General features: G+C 57.9%; 17 protein-coding genes. 8 read left to right on the forward strand and 9 right to left on the reverse strand.

The genetic code is table 11. The features are described from left to right. Positions 1 to 251: 251 nt before the first annotated feature. The 7 genes from Q7T06_RS12050 to prmC all read left to right on the forward strand — a co-directional run bounded on the left by Q7T06_RS12050 (position 252) and on the right by prmC (position 8,763). The gene (locus tag Q7T06_RS12050; protein ID WP_304784991.1) at positions 252 to 941 is read left to right on the forward strand and encodes a response regulator transcription factor; all 690 of its coding nucleotides are present in this window, start codon (positions 252 to 254) and stop codon (positions 939 to 941) included. A gap of 32 nt (positions 942 to 973) precedes the next feature. Then, entirely contained in the window at positions 974 to 2,386 is a 1,413-nt protein-coding gene (locus tag Q7T06_RS12055) for a FecR domain-containing protein (RefSeq protein ID WP_304784993.1), read from the forward strand. A gap of 21 nt (positions 2,387 to 2,407) precedes the next feature. Next, positions 2,408 to 4,798 carry a CHASE2 domain-containing protein gene (locus Q7T06_RS12060; RefSeq protein ID WP_304784995.1) on the forward strand — a complete coding sequence of 797 codons (2,391 nt, stop codon included), beginning with the start codon at positions 2,408 to 2,410 and terminating at the stop codon, positions 4,796 to 4,798. A 93-nt stretch (positions 4,799 to 4,891) separates the two neighbouring features. After that, positions 4,892 to 6,181: a glutamyl-tRNA reductase gene (hemA, locus tag Q7T06_RS12065; protein WP_304784997.1), complete on the forward strand. Its 1,290-nt coding sequence runs from the start codon at positions 4,892 to 4,894 to the stop codon at positions 6,179 to 6,181. Positions 6,182 to 6,286: 105 nt separating this feature from the next. Beyond that, positions 6,287 to 7,369 carry a peptide chain release factor 1 gene (gene prfA, locus Q7T06_RS12070; protein ID WP_304785047.1) on the forward strand — a complete coding sequence of 361 codons (1,083 nt, stop codon included), beginning with the start codon at positions 6,287 to 6,289 and terminating at the stop codon, positions 7,367 to 7,369. Between the two features lie 72 nt (positions 7,370 to 7,441). Beyond that, positions 7,442 to 7,918 (forward strand): disulfide bond formation protein B, encoded by a 477-nt coding sequence (locus Q7T06_RS12075; RefSeq protein WP_304784999.1) that lies wholly within the window; start codon positions 7,442 to 7,444, stop codon positions 7,916 to 7,918. An 8-nt stretch (positions 7,919 to 7,926) separates the two neighbouring features. Beyond that, positions 7,927 to 8,763 carry a peptide chain release factor N(5)-glutamine methyltransferase gene (gene prmC / locus Q7T06_RS12080; protein WP_304785049.1) on the forward strand — a complete coding sequence of 279 codons (837 nt, stop codon included), beginning with the start codon at positions 7,927 to 7,929 and terminating at the stop codon, positions 8,761 to 8,763. A gap of 15 nt (positions 8,764 to 8,778) precedes the next feature. On the opposite strand, the gene Q7T06_RS12085 is transcribed toward prmC, so the two are convergent. The 7 genes from Q7T06_RS12085 to Q7T06_RS12115 form a co-directional block, all read right to left on the reverse strand. After that, positions 8,779 to 9,303 carry a TlpA disulfide reductase family protein gene (locus Q7T06_RS12085; RefSeq protein ID WP_304785001.1) on the reverse strand — a complete coding sequence of 175 codons (525 nt, stop codon included), beginning with the start codon at positions 9,301 to 9,303 and terminating at the stop codon, positions 8,779 to 8,781. A gap of 91 nt (positions 9,304 to 9,394) precedes the next feature. Next, entirely contained in the window at positions 9,395 to 11,365 is a 1,971-nt protein-coding gene (locus Q7T06_RS12090; RefSeq protein WP_304785002.1) for a M48 family metallopeptidase, read from the reverse strand. A gap of 50 nt (positions 11,366 to 11,415) precedes the next feature. Further along, a complete protein-coding gene (locus tag Q7T06_RS12095; protein WP_304785004.1) occupies positions 11,416 to 11,997 on the reverse strand; it encodes a LemA family protein in 582 nt (193 codons plus the stop codon). 99 nt (positions 11,998 to 12,096) lie between these two features. Then, a complete protein-coding gene (locus Q7T06_RS12100) occupies positions 12,097 to 12,753 on the reverse strand; it encodes a BON domain-containing protein (protein ID WP_304785006.1) in 657 nt (218 codons plus the stop codon). Then, positions 12,746 to 13,342 carry a phosphoheptose isomerase gene (locus Q7T06_RS12105; RefSeq protein WP_304785009.1) on the reverse strand — a complete coding sequence of 199 codons (597 nt, stop codon included), beginning with the start codon at positions 13,340 to 13,342 and terminating at the stop codon, positions 12,746 to 12,748. Before Q7T06_RS12105 ends, Q7T06_RS12100 begins: the two co-directional genes overlap by 8 nt. 53 nt (positions 13,343 to 13,395) lie before the next feature. Next, positions 13,396 to 13,770, reverse strand: coding sequence for a YraN family protein (locus Q7T06_RS12110; protein ID WP_304785011.1), 375 nt, complete (start codon positions 13,768 to 13,770; stop codon positions 13,396 to 13,398). Between the two features lie 10 nt (positions 13,771 to 13,780). Continuing rightward, complete coding sequence (locus tag Q7T06_RS12115) at positions 13,781 to 15,058, reverse strand: penicillin-binding protein activator (RefSeq protein ID WP_304785013.1); 1,278 nt, start codon at positions 15,056 to 15,058, stop codon at positions 13,781 to 13,783. Between the two features lie 12 nt (positions 15,059 to 15,070). Between Q7T06_RS12115 and rsmI the strand changes: the two genes are divergently transcribed. Next, on the forward strand, positions 15,071 to 16,006 hold the full coding sequence (gene rsmI, locus Q7T06_RS12120; protein WP_304785015.1) for a 16S rRNA (cytidine(1402)-2'-O)-methyltransferase: 936 nt from the start codon (positions 15,071 to 15,073) through the stop codon (positions 16,004 to 16,006). Here rsmI and Q7T06_RS12125 read toward each other — a convergent pair. Further along, positions 16,003 to 17,031, reverse strand: a complete 1,029-nt coding sequence (locus Q7T06_RS12125) for a septal ring lytic transglycosylase RlpA family protein (protein WP_304785018.1) — start codon at positions 17,029 to 17,031, stop codon at positions 16,003 to 16,005. The two genes, rsmI and Q7T06_RS12125, sit on opposite strands and share 4 nt — an antisense overlap. A 61-nt stretch (positions 17,032 to 17,092) precedes the next feature. After that, positions 17,093 to 18,199 carry a rod shape-determining protein RodA gene (gene rodA / locus Q7T06_RS12130; protein ID WP_304785020.1) on the reverse strand — a complete coding sequence of 369 codons (1,107 nt, stop codon included), beginning with the start codon at positions 18,197 to 18,199 and terminating at the stop codon, positions 17,093 to 17,095. Positions 18,200 to 18,203: the final 4 nt, after the last annotated feature.

Below are 18,203 nucleotides of genomic sequence, written 5' to 3' on the forward strand. Positions count from 1 at the left end.
CTGTCGCCCTATCGACCCAAAGAGGCAAGCGCCTTCGCATTTGATTGAACCAGCTAATTTATAAGAGTAAATTCAGTCGACTCATAAAGTCAGCGAAACACTGACATGATGCAAAAAACAATCAATAATTAACATTCAGCTACTGTAATTTGTGAACTATTGTCACAACGCAATGCGCCGAAGACTCAACGCAGGAATACTTTGTTAAATTAGGGCTGCGAAATACTATCAACTTACAGAACGCCAAAAATATGCGAATTGCCGTACTTGATGATGACCGTAGCCAGACCGATTTAGTCTGTCAGGTTCTCAGCGCTGCCGGTCACTCCTGCCACCCGTTTCAAAGTGGCAAGGAATTACTGAACCAGCTGCGTCGTGAAAGCTTCGATATGCTGATTATCGATTGGCAGGTTCCTGACTTGAGCGGTGCCGATGTCCTGCGCTGGGCGCGCGAAAAGCTGCCCGCCAACCTGCCGGTATTGTTCATGACCAGCCGCTCCGGTGAAGACGACATTGTTGCGGGCCTGGCTGCAGGCGCAGACGACTACATGATCAAGCCTATCCGTCGCGGCGAATTGCTGGCGCGGGTACAGGCATTGTTGCGCCGCGCCTACCCCAGCCAGAATCCCATCGAGCAGATCCAGTTTGGCGAATTCGTATTTGAAGCGCGCACCGGCCGTTTGACGATGTCCGGCACACCGATTGAAGTCACGCAAAAAGAATTTGATCTGGCCTTGCTGTTTTTCCGCAATCTGGGCCGGCCATTGTCACGCGCCTACATACTGGAAGCAGTGTGGGCACGCGATGTCGAGATTCCATCCCGCACCATGGATACACATGTCTCCAGAGTGCGGAGCAAGTTACAATTACGTCCGGAACATGGTTTTCGACTGGCTCCGGTATACAGCTACGGCTATCGCCTGGAGCAAATGACGGCTTAGCAAGGCGCACTTGAATTGCGCAGAAAGATCAAATGCGCATTTCCCTACAAAAATGGATCGTCGTTGTCGCACTGATGCTTGGATGCCTGCCTGCCATCAGTACTGGCGCCGCCATTCCCGCACCTGGCAGCATCACCGTCCATCCTTCCGGCATTACCTACTACGCACAATTGGGTGACACGCTGATCTCTATCGCGCAACGATGGACCAGCAAGACCGGCAATTGGGTCGCGCTCGGCAAAATCAACCAGGTCAACAAAGACAGCAATATCCCGATCGGTTCTCCGATCGTCATCCCAACGGAACTGCTGGCCGATGAAGCCAGCGAAGCAACCGTGATTGCCCGCAACGGCATGATCACCGCCACGTCTGCAGACGGCAGCTCGACTGCGCTTAACATCGGCAGCAAGATAGTCGAAGGCATGAAAATCAATACCGGGGCCAACAGCTTCATGACGATGGCACTGGTCGATGCGTCGCGCATTTCCCTGCCATCGAACAGCAGCGTACTGATTGCCAAATTGCGCAAAGCCCTTTATACCGGCAGCCCGCGCACCGAAATCAAGCTGTTGCGTGGACGCGTAGTATCGCGTGTCACGCCGCTGGATACCAACAAAGGGCGCTTTGAAGTCCGCACGCCATTCTCGGTGGCCGGTGTACGCGGCACCCATTTCCGCGTCAGCCTTGACAACAGCAAGGCAAGGACCGAAGTACTGGATGGACTGGTCGCAGTCGGCTCGCTCCGTGCGCCGGAAACACGCATGCTGGCCCTCGCCAAAGGCAACGTCATCACACCCGATGTGATCGGACCTGCGATCGATCTATTACCCGCACCGCAATTGGCAAGCACACCGTACCGGCAGGATGGCGCGGCAAAATTTGTGCTTGCTCCCATCGCAGATGCGCGCTCCTATCACGTGCAAATCGCGCAGGATGCTGAAATGCTGCACATGCTGGCAGAAGCCGGTAGCAATACCCGCGAGCTCGTCATCAACGATATCCGGGAGGGCAATTACTTTGTGCGCATAGCTGCCATCGACAAGTTCGGACTGGAAGGCATGCCGCGCACGCTTGCTGTCACCATCAACAATCGCAGCGAAGCCGAGCAGGAATTACCTACCCAGGCTGCGCCATCGGTAGCACACAGCGACCAGAAGGAATTGGCTCTACGCTGGCCGGGGTCCGCCAGCCAGAAGTACAACGTTCAAGTGGCGCGCGACCTGGAATTCAGCTGGCTGTTGTTTACCAGCAGCGTCGCCGGCAATGAAATCAAGCTTCCGCGCCCATCGTTCGGTACCTATTTCGCCCGTGTACAAAGCATTAATGCAGACGGCAGCAGCAATCCGTTTTCTTCTGCTCAGACCTTGATAGTGACGGATCAGTGGATCATCAACGACGGGCAACCCCTGCCTCCGAAAAAAATGTCCCGTAGCACAACGCCATAAGAAACTCACGACAAGTACTTGATGAAAAATCGCTGGTTCTCCTCGCTAAAGCGGCATCTTGCACTGCGAGAATGGCTGATACTATCCGTCATCCTGCTGGCTATCGCCGCCGCAATCGGCTGGCAAAATGGCTTGGGGCGACTGGATCAGGCGCGCTATGACCTGTTTTTATCTACCAGCAGCAAACCGACGAGTGAAGACGTCATCATCGTGGCGATCGATGATTACAGCCTGTCGCAACTTGGTCGCTGGCCCTGGCCGCGCACCATGCATGCGGACCTGATCAACCGGCTCAACAAAACCCAACCGCGCGCCATCGGATTCGATGTGATCTTCTCCGAGCCGGAAGCAGCGCAAGCCGACGGTACGCCATCCGGCGATCAAAAGCTGGCTGCTGCATTGCTGCAAAACGGGCACACGGTACTGCCTGTGAGCATGATGAATGCAGGCCATGGCCTGACCGTCAATTTGCCGCTACCCGAACTGGCCCAAGCCGCACATGCGCTAGGCCATATCAATCTGAAACACGATAGTGATGGCGTGGTGCGCAGCGCTTTCCTGCATGAAGGCCAGGGCGGCGTCTGGTGGCCGCATTTTTCTGCCGCCTTGCTGGCAACCGGCAATGCTGCGCAATACGCGGATATGCTGCGAAAAAGCAAACCGCAAGACCATGTCGCAGGCATCGATAACTGGCAACGTGCCGATCAAATGCATATCCCGTTTACTGGCAGCGTCGGCCATGTGCAATCAATCCCATATGTATCCGTATTGCGCGGTGAAGTTCCGGATGAATTCTTTACCGGCAAGTACGTGCTGATTGGCGCCACCGCGCTCGGCATGGCAGATTCCTATCCGACCCCCGTTTCGGGTGAAACCGGGGCAATGCCGGGTATCGAAATTCATGCCCAGATACTGGACAACCTGCTTAACGGGAAAAGCTTACGCCTCGCCCAGGCATGGGAAGCATCACTGTTTACGGTCATGCCGGTACTCCTGGCCCTGCTTAGCTACCTGCTACTGTCACCGCGCCTCTCCCTGCTCGCAACAGCCCTGGGGGTGCTGCTGACCGTAGTCGCCAGTTATATCGGCTTGCACCTCATCGGCATATGGCTGCCGCCTTCGGCCGCCATCATTCTTGTCATCATCTCGTATCCATTGTGGATCTGGCGCCGGCTGGAAGCGGCGATCACCTATCTGGGACAGGAATTTACCCGCCTCGACCAGGAACCGCATTTGATGCCAGAGGAAAATCCAGCTACCGCAGCAGACGACATGACGGATGTGCTGGAGCAGCGTATTTCGGCCATGAAAGATGCGGCGCGGCGCGTGCGCGATTTGCGCCAGTTCGTCTCGGACAATCTGAACAACCTGCCGGATGCAACCCTCGTCACGTCTATCGACGGGCGCATTTTGCTGGCCAACAAAAACGCCAACGATTACTACCGGGCGCGAGGATTAGATGATGTGCGCGGCACTTCGGTGATCACATTACTGGCACAACTGAAGGCAGCGCAGCCTATCGATCAGGCCGCCAATCTGTCTTTCGACTGGCCGCAATTACTTGATCTGGGTCACGCAACAACATTAGCCAATGGCGTATCAGCGCAGGACGATACAGGGCGTGACTTGCTGATAAAAAGCGGGCCCTGTCACTCTGCAAGCAATCTGCTGACCGGCTGGATCATCAGCATTCACGATATTTCGACTATCCGCGCGATAGAACGCAGTCGCGATGAAACCCTGCGTTTCCTGTCGCACGATATGCGCGCACCACAGGCATCGATACTTGCGCTGCTCGAATTGCAGCATGAAAGCTCTTCTGCATTGTCGCAGCAAGAACTCTTTGCACGGATTGAAAAATCCTGCCGCAAGACGCTGGGCCTGGCGGACAACTTCGTGCAATTGGCGCGTGCAGAATCGCAGGAATACCGGCTGGAAGAAGTCGACTTCCAGGATCTGCTGTTTGATGCGGCCGATGAAATGTGGTCGCTGACGAAAAGCCGGCACATCGATCTGCAGGTCGAGATTGCGGAAGGCGAATACCCGGTCAAGGTAGACCGCACCCTGATGACGCGCGCATTGAGCAATCTGATCTCGAATGCGATCAATTACAGCCCGGATCACACGCAGATACTGTGCTCGGCCTGGTTGCAGCAGGATGGCGAGCAGGCGCGCGTCGCATGCAGCATACGCGACCATGGTTACGGCATTGCCGCAGCCGATCAGGGCAAGCTGTTCCAGCGTTTCCAGCGGGTGGATTTGCCGAACCAGCCGCGCCATGACGGCGTAGGACTGGGGCTGGTATTTGTGAAAACCGTCATCGAACGTCATCAGGGTGATATCCGCTTTGCCAGCACCGCAGGCGAGGGCACGACCTTCACGCTGACCCTGCCCCGTTGTCTACCGACATAGCCGCATAGCGCGAGCACACGGCAATGCCCTCGTTTCATAGTGCAACAGGCTATAATGCGCGGTAGATATCACTACTGAATATTCGTGCCACAAATGCAACTTCTCGCCGTCGGCCTCAACCACACTACCGCGCCTGTTTCTTTGCGCGAAAAGGTAGCCTTTCCCGCTGACCAGCTCGGTCAGGCGGTGGCTTCCGCACGGATGTGGTACGGACGCGGCGACAGCAAGATTCATACTGATGAGGCGGCGATACTGTCGACCTGCAATCGCACCGAGCTGTATGCGGCCAGCCATGTGCCCGGCGGCGTCGATGCAGCCATAGACCTCACCGCGCATTTCCTCGCCGATTATCACAAGCTGCCTTATGCGGAATTGCGTCCTTACCTGTACGCGCTGCCGGCAGACAATGCAGTGCGTCATGCCTTCCGCGTCGCCTCGGGACTCGATTCGATGGTGCTAGGCGAACCGCAAATCCTCGGCCAGATGAAGGATGCCGTCCGCCAGGCCGATGCTGCCGGCGGGCTCGGCACCTATCTGCATCAAATGTTCCAGCGTACCTTTGCGGTCGCCAAGGAAGTGCGCAGCACAACTGAAATCGGCGCGCATAGCGTGTCGATGGCAGCGGCAGCGGTGCGTTTGTCGCAACGCATCTTCGATACGATCGCCGAACAGAATGTGCTGTTCATAGGCGCCGGCGAAATGATCGAATTGTGCGCCACCCACTTCGCTGCACAAAATCCGAAATCGCTGACGATCGCCAACCGCACGCTGGAACGCGGCGAGGCGCTCGCACATCGCTTCAACGGTCGCGCGATACGCCTGGCGGATTTGCCGGACCAGCTCGCCACCTACGATATCGTCATTTCATCGACCGCGTCCTCGCTGCCCATCATCGGCCTCGGCATGGTAGAGCGCGCGATCAAGGTACGTCGCCATAAACCGATGTTCATGGTCGACCTGGCCGTGCCGCGCGATATCGAGCCGGAAATCGGCCGCCTGGATGACGTGTTCCTCTATACCGTCGATGATCTCGGCGCCTTCGTGCAAACCGGCGTCGAAAATCGCCAGGCTGCCGTGGCGCAGGCGGAAGCCATCATCGAAACCCGCGTGCAATCCTTCATGCACTGGATGGATGCCCGTGCCGTCGTGCCGGTGATACAGGACTTGCATGAAGCCAGCGAGTTCATGCGCACGATGGAACTGGAACGCGCACGCAAACTGCTGGCCAAGGGTGAAGACATAGACGCAGTGCTGGAAGCCCTGTCCAAGGGCTTGACTGCAAAATTCCTGCATGGCCCGCAACAGGCCTTGCATAATGCGCAGGGCGACGAGCGCGCACGTCTCGCCACCCTGCTGCCGCAACTGTTCCGCACCAAGCGCTAGCGACGCTCATCTCGCGCCTGCACGCTGCTGCAGGCCAGCCCCTTGCTGTGCCATGCGCGCGCAAACCGCCACGATCACCCCCGAATTCAAGACTGAAAAATTATGATGAAACCCTCGATGCTCGCCAAGCTCGATCAATTGACCGAGCGCCTGGCTGAAGTGAATGTGCTGCTGATGCAGGAAGACGTCACGTCCAATATGGACAACTATCGCAAGCTGACGCGCGAACATGCCGAGCTTGGCCCGCTGGTGGCGCTGTACGGCAATTACACGCAAGCCGACACCGACATCAAGGATGCGCAAGGCATGCTCTCCGACCCGGACATGAAGGAATTTGCGCAGGAAGAAATCGCGGCCGGCAAGGCACGCATGGAACAGCTCGAAATCGACCTGCAGAAAATGCTGCTGCCGAAAGACCCGAATGACGAGCGCAATATCTTTCTCGAAATCCGCGCCGGCACCGGCGGCGATGAATCGGCCCTGTTCGCCGGCGATCTGCTGCGCATGTACACGCGCTTTGCCGAACGTAATCGCTGGCAGATAGAAATGGTGTCGGAATCGGCATCCGAAGTCGGCGGCTACAAGGAAGTGATCGTGCGCGTGGTCGGCAACGGCGCCTATTCAAAACTGAAGTTCGAATCCGGCGGCCATCGCGTGCAACGCGTGCCGGCGACAGAAACGCAGGGCCGCATCCACACCTCGGCCTGCACCGTCGCCGTGATGCCGGAAGCCGATGAAGTCGAGGACGTCAACATCAATCCAGCCGATTTGCGCATCGATACCTACCGCGCCTCGGGCGCCGGCGGCCAGCATATCAACAAGACCGATTCGGCCGTGCGCATCACGCACATCCCGACCGGCATCGTGGTCGAATGCCAGGACGACCGCAGCCAGCACAAGAACAAGGCCTCGGCATTGAAAGTGCTGGCGGCCCGCATCAAGGATGTGCAGTTGCGCGAACAGCAATCGAAGGAAGCGGCGACGCGCAAATCGCTGATCGGTTCGGGCGACCGCAGTGAACGCATACGCACGTATAATTTCCCGCAAGGCCGCATGACCGACCACCGCATCAACCTGACTTTGTACAAGCTCGATTTCATCATGGATGGCGATTTGACCGAATTGACGAATGCACTGGCGGCTGAACACCAGGCCGACTTGCTGGCCGCACTAGGCGACGCGAGTTAACAAGCGCAAAAGAAACGCAACTATTCAGCCCCGGCTTACTCATACCGACTGCTCTTGCCCAAGGACACTGTCATGAAACACTCGAAACCTGATTTGCTCGCAGTCGCCTTTATCTCGCTGATGATGCTGGCCGTGGCGCTGTATCTGCAGCATGTGGAAAACATGCAGCCATGCCCGCTGTGCGTGATACAGCGCTATGCGTTTGCCGCGATTGCCTTGTTTTGCCTGATAGGCGCATTCATGCAGCGCGGTCGCGCCAGGACCAGCGCCGCACTGGCGGCCTGCTCCGCGATCGCCGGTGCAGGCGTCGCCGCATGGCACATCTATATCAAGGCCAATCCGACCGTATCATGCGGCATAGACCCACTGGAAACTTCGCTCAATACCCTGCCGACCGCACAGTTGTTGCCCTTCCTGTTCAAGGCGGATGGCTTGTGCACGACGGACTATGCACCGATACTCGGCTTGTCCATCCCGCAATGGGCCCTGATCTGGTTTGTCGTGCTGGGCCTGTTCCTGCTCCGCATCACTTTCAAGCAAGCGCGTTAATGCCATCAATGCCGGCCGCAGCCGTCGCTCCGGGCACGACCATAGGATCGGTCATGCGCGACGCGCCGCTGCCACAGCAGGAAGCGCGCATCCTGCTCGGCCATGTCGCACAAATCTCGCGCGTGCAATTGATCACGCAATCCGAACGCGCATTGAGCGCCGCTGAAGCACAGCAACTTGCCAGCCTGTTTGCACGCCGTCTGGCAGGCGAGCCTATCGCCTATCTAGTCGGCGAGCGCGAATTTTTCGGCCTCGCGTTTGAAGTCAACCCGGCCGTACTGATTCCACGCCCCGATACCGAATTGCTGGTTGAACTGGCCCTGCAGCATTTGCCGCCCCAAGGCCGCGTGCTGGATATGGGTACCGGCTCCGGCGCAATCGCGATTGCGCTGGCGCATACGCGGCCCGATGCGCGCGTCACCGCACTCGATGCCAGCGCAGCAGCACTGGCGGTGGCGCAAGCCAACGCCAGCAAACATCAGGCAGGGATAGAGTTTTTGCACAGCGACTGGTTCGCCGCATTGGGCGACCGGCAGTTCGATTTGATCGTCTCCAACCCGCCCTACATCGTCGCCGGCGACAGGCATTTGTCAGAAGGCGATTTGCGCTTCGAGCCGATCGATGCGCTGACCGATCATGCCGATGGCTTGTCGGACCTGCGTACTATCAGCAGCCATGCCGCGCGCCATCTGGCCGACGATGGCTGGCTATTGATGGAACATGGTTACGATCAAGCCGCGGCAGCACGCGCCTTGCTGCTTGCGGATCATTTCAGGGAAGTGCAAAGCTGGCGCGACCTGGCCAATATAGCGCGCGTCAGCGGCGGAAAGAAATCCCGCGCCTGAGGCAGGCTGGCGACGTCAGGCGGCCAGCGCCTTTTCCAGCAGTTGATGCAAGACCGGGAAGTCAGGCTCGCCCACATATTTCTTGATGACGTGGCCATCCTTGTCGATCACCAGTGTGGTCGGCGTCAATTTGATATCGCCGAACGACTTCGCCAGTTCGCCTTGCGTATCGAGCGCAACGGTAAACGGCAACTTGCGCGTCTCGACAAAATTCAATACATAGTTGGCCGGATCATAAACCATTGCGACGGCGATAAATTCCAGGCCTTGCGCATGGTATTTGTTGAACGTCTCGACCATCTCCGGCATTTCCTTGACGCAGGTTGCGCAAGAGGTTGCCCAGAAATTGATCATCACGACCTTGCCGCGCAAATCCTGCGACGTAATTTTCTTCCCTTGCAGATTGACAAAGGTCACGTCCGGTATGACTTCCTTTTTCGAAATCGAAAGATAGGCAATCGCGGCCAATGCCACGACCATCAGCAAGGCGACTATCTTTAGCCAGCTGCGTTTTTGCGTTGCGGGAGATGATGTTTGCATAATCGACAATCCGGGATGTTCTAGCTGTGTACGGTGCGCCCATTATAGTCAGGTCGAACGGATCGCGCCGGAAGCATGCGCGCTGCAGGCATCAGACTTCGGGCCAGCCGGACTCGGTATACATGGCCGCCACTACATTCGGCATGGGCGCTTCCAGTGCCGCACAGATCGCACGCAACAGATCGGCCACGCCCAGCGGTAACGCGTCATGCTCGCTGACTACCGCGATCAGCGCCTTGATCAAGGCCGGCTTGGCCAGCGGCGCCAACTGATTGGCGCGATCTAGCGCGGCTTTGATCTTGCTGAATCTCAGTATCTGCACATCGACCAAATCCTGCTCTGACAAAGCCAGTTGCGTACAGGCAGCCGCCGACCGCATGAACAGGGTGGCCGCAGGCAGTTGCAGCAACGGGGCCGCCACATAGGACGCCAGTGAAAACAGGCTTGCGCATTCAGGCCTCAATTCCTGCAGCGACAAGAATTTTACCGGCACCGCCCGCCCTGCATGCATATCGAGACGACGTGCGAGTACGGTTTGCAATACAAATTCAGACAGGCTCATGCGCTTGTCAGCAGCAATCAATTTATCGACATTCGCCAACAGCAAGGCACGCTCATCCGCCGCCAACTGACGCAAGGCAGGCATCGCCAGATCGAGCAAGGGCAGGCGCGCATGGGGCGACAGCTGCCAGATCGCAGCCGCCAGCAAGGCAACCTGTTCTGCCTGCTGCGGCAGATGGGTGCGCAATGCCGCTTGCTGCTCGCCTTGTTGCGCATCCGGATCCAGCAGCAATGCATACACGATGGCAGTGGCTGCGCGTGGCTCATGTGCGGCCTGGTCTATGGCTGGCGCCAGCCGGATACCGTCCAGCGCGCCATGGCCATAGGCGCGTGCTGCCGTCTCGATGATCGCAGCGCTGGCAGCCTGCATGTCTGCATCGGCGGCAGCAAAGCCGGCCGCGACGTAAGGCAGGTCAGGCAAAAGTTCGGGTGCAGTGGGAAATTGGAAATTTTCTTCGGCCGCCATTTCCGGCGCATCCAGCATGCCGACATCCCGGCCGTAAATACGATGCAACCGTTCGCGCAGCGGAGGGTGGGTCGCAAACCAGCCTGCCAGCAGATTCGGCCGCGCAGCACTCAGGAATAAATGGGACAAATGCTCGGCATTCGGATGCAGGATATACACACCGGCAAAACCCGGGCGATTGAGCCCGCCAATCTTGCGCAAGGCCTGGCCTATGCCATCCGGATTGCGGGTGAATTGTATTGCGCTGGCATCGGCCAGGAATTCGCGTTGCCGCGAAACGGCGGATTTGATGATGCGTCCGAAAAAAATCCCGAGATAGCCGATCATGAACAGCATCGCGCCCGTCACCAGGAACACCAGATGCAGCGGCGTACTTTTTCCATTGCCCTGCCCGGAATCACCGGCACCCATGCTGACATCCATCATTTGCCGGCCAAAGCCGGCCACCATTTGCATCCCGAACAGCACGCCTATCAGGCGCACATTCAAGCGCATGTCACCGTTGAGGATATGACTGAATTCATGGCCGATCACGCCTTGCAGTTCATCGCGCGTCAAGCGCTCCAGCGCGCCGCGTGTGACTGCAAGCACAGCTTCATTTGCATTGTAGCCGGCAGCGAATGCATTGATTGCATCCTCCCGCTCGAGTACGTAGACCCTGGGGCAGGCAATGCCGGATGCCAGCGCCATCTCTTCGACCACATTGAGCAAACGACGCTTGCGTCCATCATGGGTGTTGGACGCGACGATCGTGCCGCCCGCCATGCGCGCCACGGCATCGCCGCCATCGCGCAGGTTGTACATTTCGATCAGCGTGCCGCCTCCTATCAAACCAAGGGTGATGAAGGTATTGGCGAAGAAAAACCCGCGCGGATAATCATGCGGCCCGGCCCAGGGCTGGCCCTGCATCCAGATCGCGATCAACGCCATGCCCAGGTTGACTGCCAGCACGATCGCCAGGACTGCGAGCGCGAACAGGAGCACCAGCGTCCTGGTCTGGCGCCGCGCGTGATCCTGCTGCTCAAAGAAAGTCATGCCGCGAGCGCGCCATGCATGGGTGCATACCCTTCAAACATGGTGCGCAATCAGAATCCGACTTTGATGGCCTTGCGTTCTTCCGGCGTTTCTGTCGACTCCAGCAATTCGGCTGTTTTGAAACCGCAGCTGTTGGCTACCACCGAGCCGGGGAATTGCTCGATCGCGATGTTGTATGACATCACGCTGTCGTTGTAACCCTGGCGCGCAAACGCAATCCGGTTTTCGGTGCTGGCGAGCTCTTCGCTCAACTGCATCATGGTTTGATTAGCCTGCAATTCCGGATAGGCTTCAGACAAGGCGAACAGTTTGCCCAACGATGCATTCAACACGCCGTCAGCGGCAACCATTTGCCTGAATGCGGCCGCATCAGCCGGATCGCCGGCGGCTTTCTTATTCGCGCTCACGGCCTGATTGCGCGCGCCTATCACCGCTTCCAGCGTTTCACGCTCATGCGTCATATAGGCTTTTGCGGTTTCAACCAGGTTGGGGATCAGATCATAACGACGCTTGAGTTGCACGTCGATTTGCGAAAATGCATTCTTGAAATAATTGCGCAGGGCGACGATGCGGTTATATACCCCCACGCCCCAGATCACAACGATAGCCAATAGTACGAGTACTGCTGTCATGTTTGCTCCCAATGAAAAAGCCGCACGACTCAATGTCGTGCGGCTTCAATATAGCATTCCAAAACCGCCGCTTGTCAGGCGGCAATCATTATTTAATGTCTATTTTCTCTGCACGGTATCCGGTGTTGTACTGAGCAGACGGTATTCCTCGTCGGTGATGTATTCAAACACCTTGACGACCTTGGCCACGCCGCTCACGCCGCGCGTGATCTCGGAAGCCAGATTGCCTTCGCCCTGCGTCACACGCCCCATCAGGTAGACCACGCCACGTTCGGTGACAACCTTGATCGAATTGGCAGACAGGTTTTTTTCATCGACAAACGATGCCTTCACCTTGCCCGTGATCACGGTATCGCTGGAGCGCGAGGTAAAACTGGATGGGCCGGCAATCGCCAGTTCATTGACGACCGCTTGCACGCCCTCGATGGCAGCGGCTTCCTGTTCGGCAGCGGCTTTGGCTGCCTCGTCGCGCACTTCGCCGGTCAGCAAGACTTTGCGATTGAAGCTCGCGACATTCACGTGGCCGCTTTCGCCCACCACTTTCGGGATGCGCGACTCACCCTTGATGGCGATCGCCTTGTCTTCCGTCTGTGCGCCTAGCGTGCGCCTGTCGGTCGCAGCCAGCGTGCCGACGACGGCTGCGCCGCCCATCATGATGCCGACACAGCCCTGCAGACTCAAGGCGGTAGCGCCACACACCAGCACCAGTGCCAGCGGACGTCGTACCACATGCAAACAGCGGTTCAGATCAATCATTTTCATCTCCTCCAAATAGTGCGACGTCTATGCCGTCACACAAACAATGTATCGTTAATAAATGCACTTCCTGTATCCGTGCCGTGCGGTCGTGCGGGACGCAGATATGTACATCTGCGTCGGTAATCAGTTTGGCCATTGCACCGCCGCCCTTGCCGGTCATCACCACCACACGCATGTCGCGTTCCAGTGCGGCCTCGATGGCAGCGATGACATTGGCGGAATTGCCGGATGTAGACAAAGCCAGCAAGACGTCGCCGGATTGTCCGAATGCCTGCACCTGCTTGCTGAAAATTTCCTGATAGCTGTAGTCATTGCCGATGGCAGTCAGGATCGAGGTATCGGTCGTCAGCGCCATCACCGGCAGTGGCAAGCGCTCGCGCTCGAAACGGCCTACCAGTTGCGCCGAAAAATGCTGGCAGTCGGCAGCAGAACCGCCGTTGCCGCACGCAAGTATCTTGTTTCCATTAGACAGGGCGCCGAACATTAGTTCCACGGCTTGCTGGATGGGACGTGCCAGCAGCGAGGCGGCTTGAATTTTCAGCTCTGCACTTTCATGAAAGTGGCTGATGATGCGTTGATTGATCATGGTGTGGTGAATTATAAGGCAGGCATGCGTGGATTCATGATGCAGATTGTAATTCAGGCATCGATGGCATTTTTCAGCCAGCTCATTTCTGCCGCGTCGATCGCAATCACGTCGAAGCGGCAGGCAGGCGGCATTTTGTAACGCTGCAGGAAAATATGCGCCGCGATGATCAGGCGCTGTTGTTTGCTGCGCGTGATGCTGGCGGCCGCGCCGCCATGATGCTTGTCGGCGCGCTTCCTGACTTCGACAAAAACCAGCGCCTCTCCATCCTGCATTACCAGATCGATTTCACCGCCCTTGCAAAGGAAGTTGCGCTCGACCAGCGTCAAACCCTGCTGCTGCAAATAGGCGAGTGCCTCATCTTCGCCCATCTGCCCCACGATCTGCCGGGCGGTGCGCGGACGACTGAGGAAGGCGGGCAGGCGCATCAGCGTATGCTCATCGCGCGTCCAGCGGCTGCACCATGCCTTCGCGATAAATCGCCGGCTGCATGACGCGGTCGAAATGCGGCGCGCCACGACCGAAGCGGACCGCCAGTCTTCCCGTCACGCCATCCAGATTGAATTCTGTCTGCTTGAGCGCGATGTTGTGCGCGACCCGATAGGCATCGATACCCAGCGCATACAGGCGTTCGATATCAGGGCTGATGCGTTGCTCGCCACTTTTCGCAAGGTGCGGATAAGCCATCACCGCCGCATGATCGGCTTGCAACTGCCACGGCATGTCCAGCAGTTGCACGCCTTCCAGATCATTCAAACGGCTGGCGCTGGCCCAGTCAGCCAGGGCCAGCGGATTCAGTTGCGAAGTACCGACCATAGGGACTTCACCGCCGATCGCAAGGCGCAACTGTATGGCCTGTGCAGCATCGAGCGCGACAAAGATCAAGGCCGGCTTTTCTGCCTGGATGCGCTTCTTCAATTGCACCAGTGCGGCAGCGCTGATGAAGCCGCCGCTCATGCCGAGCTCCATTGTGTCGGATGGCAGTCCGAGATGGCGCCATTCGGTGGCAAAGGCCCTGGCTGCACGCCGCTGCCATGAAGCCGCGCTTGAAATCACGAACGCCCTGGCCATCGTCTTGCGTGCACCAGCCCAGCTGGCGACCTGCCGCGCCTCATCCTCGATCGACAAACCCATCACCAGCATGTTGGCTGGCACGCCCACTGGCGCCTCATCGCCGGCATTCAATTGGGTCAGCACGAGCGTCGGTTTGCTGACGCTGCCATTTTGCACGATCGCCGAAGCGCCACTGCGTGTCAGCGGCCCGACCACGATGTCGTTACGCATCGCCGCCTCGAGGTAACCGGACAGCACGTCTTGCGCAGCATCGCCGGTTTCCACCAGATTGACGGTAATATTCTGCGGTTCATGCTGGTAGGCGGCCATGAACCCGGCGCGCACTGCATCGGCAACCTGCGCCATGGCTTCCGAACGGCGCGGCAACAGCAAGGCAATGCGCACAGGCGGCAAGCGGGTGGTCACGACCGGCATGTCAACCGTCCCCATGATGGGGCCATCGGCAAGATCACTGCTGCCTGTACTGCGCAATACCGGATCGCTTTGGGCAAGTTGCAGCGGCTCGAGCGTCGAGCGCTGCGCCTGAATGCCGGTTACACTGGCCGCGCCGCCGACAGCGATGCTTGTATTTGCCAGGACAGGCGAGCACAATCCGCTGATGAAACCTGCCAGCACGAACATTCTCGCTAAATTTCCCAACATCCGATTCTCCCAATGACTGAACCAACCGACAGCACATCCACGATCCTGCCGATGATGCACGATGTATTACAAGACATTGCGCAGCAAACCTACCCTTCGGCGACATTATATGTGGTGGCTACACCGATCGGGAACACGGGTGACATATCGTTGCGCGCTTTGCACACTTTATCGATAGTCGATGCAATCGCTTGCGAAGACACGAGAAATACCGGTCACCTTTTGAGCCGTTACGGCTTGTCAAAAAACCTGATTGCAGCCCATCAGCACAACGAGCGCGAAGTCGCCGAAAAGCTGATCACCCGTCTGCAGGCCGGCGAACGGATTGCACTGGTATCCGATGCCGGCACGCCGGCCGTGTCGGATCCCGGCGCGCGCATAGTCGATGCAGTGCGCAACGCCGGCTTGCGCGTGATCCCGCTGCCAGGCGCATCCGCCGCCGTTACGGCCTTGTCGGCCAGCGGCTTGCTCAATGATCAATTTTATTTCATCGGCTTTTTGCCGGCCAAGGCCAAGCAGCGCGAAACCTTTTTGTTCAGCCTGAAAAGCGTGGCGGCGACCATGGTGTTTTATGAAGCGCCGCATCGCATTGCAGAGGCGGTCGATGCACTGGCCGCCGCATTCGAGCCGACGCGGCATATCGTTTTTGCACGCGAATTGACCAAGCTGTTTGAAGAAATACATCGCTGCACGCTGGCCGAAGCCCGCGCCTGGATAGATGCCGATGCACACAGACAAAAAGGTGAGTTTGTCGTGTTGCTGGAAGGCGCGCCGACTGCCGGCGATCAAGACCAGATCGAGGCTGAACGCATCCTGACTATCCTGCTGCAGGAATGTTCAGTGAAACAGGCCGCCACCCTCGCCGCACACATCACCGGCCAGAAAAAGAACTCCCTGTACGACCGTGCCTTGCAGATGAAAGCCGGCAGCGATCGTGAACAGGATTAACGCTGCACGATAAACGGTTTTGCGCCGCCCGCACCCTGTAGCTGCGCGGCGGCAGCAGCCGCATCATCCCGGCTGGCAAACGGGCCGCTATACAAACGATACAGATTGTTTGACGGTTCGACCTTCAGTTGCGGCAGCACATGGCCGGCATCCTGCGCCAGCCTTGCACGTACCACTTCCGCATTGCCTGCTTGCGTATACGCACCGAATTGCAGATAAAAGCCGCTGGCCGGGAGCGCGGATGCAGCAGATGCATTTGCCTCGGCGCCATACGCCAGCGGCTGCATCGTCGCCGGTGCCAGCGTAGTCGCCTCTATGGCTGGCGCCAACACGGGTGCCGCTTCGACCGCCGCCAACGTGCTCGAACTACTGCCCTTGCGCGCAAGTATCTCTTCTATATCTGCCGGCAACAGGCGCTCGACTTCCAGCTCGGCACTGCCGTGTCCGATATACCCCAGCTTCAGTGCCGCGGTATACGACAGGTCCATCACACGACTCGAATGAAAAGGGCCGCGATCATTGACCCGCACGATCACCTGCCTGCCATTGCTCAAATTGGTAACGCGTGCATACGATGGGATGGGCAGCGTCGGATGCGCGGCCGACATCTGGTACATGTCATACAGCTCGCCGGATGAAGTTTTCTGGCCGTGAAACTTCTTGCCGTACCAGCTGCCATAACCGCGCTGCTTGAATGGCCGCACATCGGTGATAGGCACATATTTTTTCCCGAACACCACGTAGGGCTTGTTGCCACGCGCTGAATAAGGCTCTATCCGCGGCACCGCATCCGGCATGTCCAGCAAGCCGTCCGGCGTGACATCGCCCGGACCGTCATCCTTGTAATAAGCGCCGCGCCCCGAACCGGCCGGCGGCAGGACTGGATGCGCAGAGGTTTTCGCCTTGCCGGTTGCCTGCGCCTTGCTGCCCGGCGCAGTGTCCAGTGGCACGCTGCTGCAACCGGCCAGTGCAAGGACGGACAGCAGCGCGAAAATGCGTAATCTATCGTATGGGCCTAATTGCATGGTTTGCTCCTGATGTTGATTGCGTCCGGCCAGTGGCATCGCTATCGATGAACCATAGGCATCAGCTTTGCATCAATTTTCTGTGGCGTTGTATGCTCATCAAAATACCGACCCCCAAGCCAAGCGTGACGAATGCGGTGCCACCGTAACTGACGAAGGGCAAGGGCACGCCGACGACCGGCAGTATGCCGCTCACCATGCCCATGTTCACAAATGCATAGGTAAAGAAAATCAGCGTGATTGCGCCTGCCAGCAAGCGGCTGAACAAGGTCGGTGCATTGGCTGCGATGATCATGCTGCGTCCGATCAAGAACAGATACAGCGTCAGCAGGATGCAGTTGCCGATCAAGCCGAATTCTTCCGAAAACACTGCAAAAATGAAATCGGTGGTGCGCTCGGGGATAAATTCCAGATGTGCCTGGGTACCGTTCAACCAGCCTTTGCCGGTGATGCCGCCCGAACCAATTGCAATCGTCGACTGGATGATATGAAAGCCCTTGCCCAGTGGATCGGTGGTCGGATCGATCAGGGTCAGCACCCGGCCTCTTTGATAGTCATGCAGCATCGACCACACTACCGGCAGGCTGGCCAGCACGGCAACCGCAGCAGCCAGCATCACTTTCCACGACAAACCGGCGAGAAAAATCACGTAAAAACCGGCCGCCAGAACCAGTAGCGAGGTCCCCAGATCCGGCTGGCGCATGATCAATCCGACCGGCACGATCAACAGCAGGCCGGCGACCAGAAATTCGCGCCAGCGCGTCATGCCTTCGCGCTTCTGGAAAAACCATGCCAGCATCATCGGCATCGCAATTTTCATGATTTCTGATGGCTGGATGATGATGCCGAGATCAACCCAGCGCCGCGCGCCGTTTTTGATCAAACCGAATTGCGCCACTGCCAGCAGCAGCACGATCCCGGTCAGGTACAGGGGCACGGCAAAGCGCATCAGGGTTTGCGGAGGCACCACTGCGGCTATCCACATCACGATGAAGGCAATCATGATGTTGCGCACGTGATCTTCAACGCGACCGGGGAAATCAATGCCAGCCGAATACAGCGTCAGGGTACCGAGAGCCAGAATCAGGGCGACTATCAGCACCAGGGGGCCGTCAAATACCTCGGTATACGGCCGGATGACTTGCAGCAGCGAGCGCTTGTTATTCATCTGC

The sequence above is a fragment of the Herminiimonas sp. genome, assembly GCF_030645555.1.
Lineage (GTDB): Bacteria > Pseudomonadota > Gammaproteobacteria > Burkholderiales > Burkholderiaceae_D > Oxalicibacterium.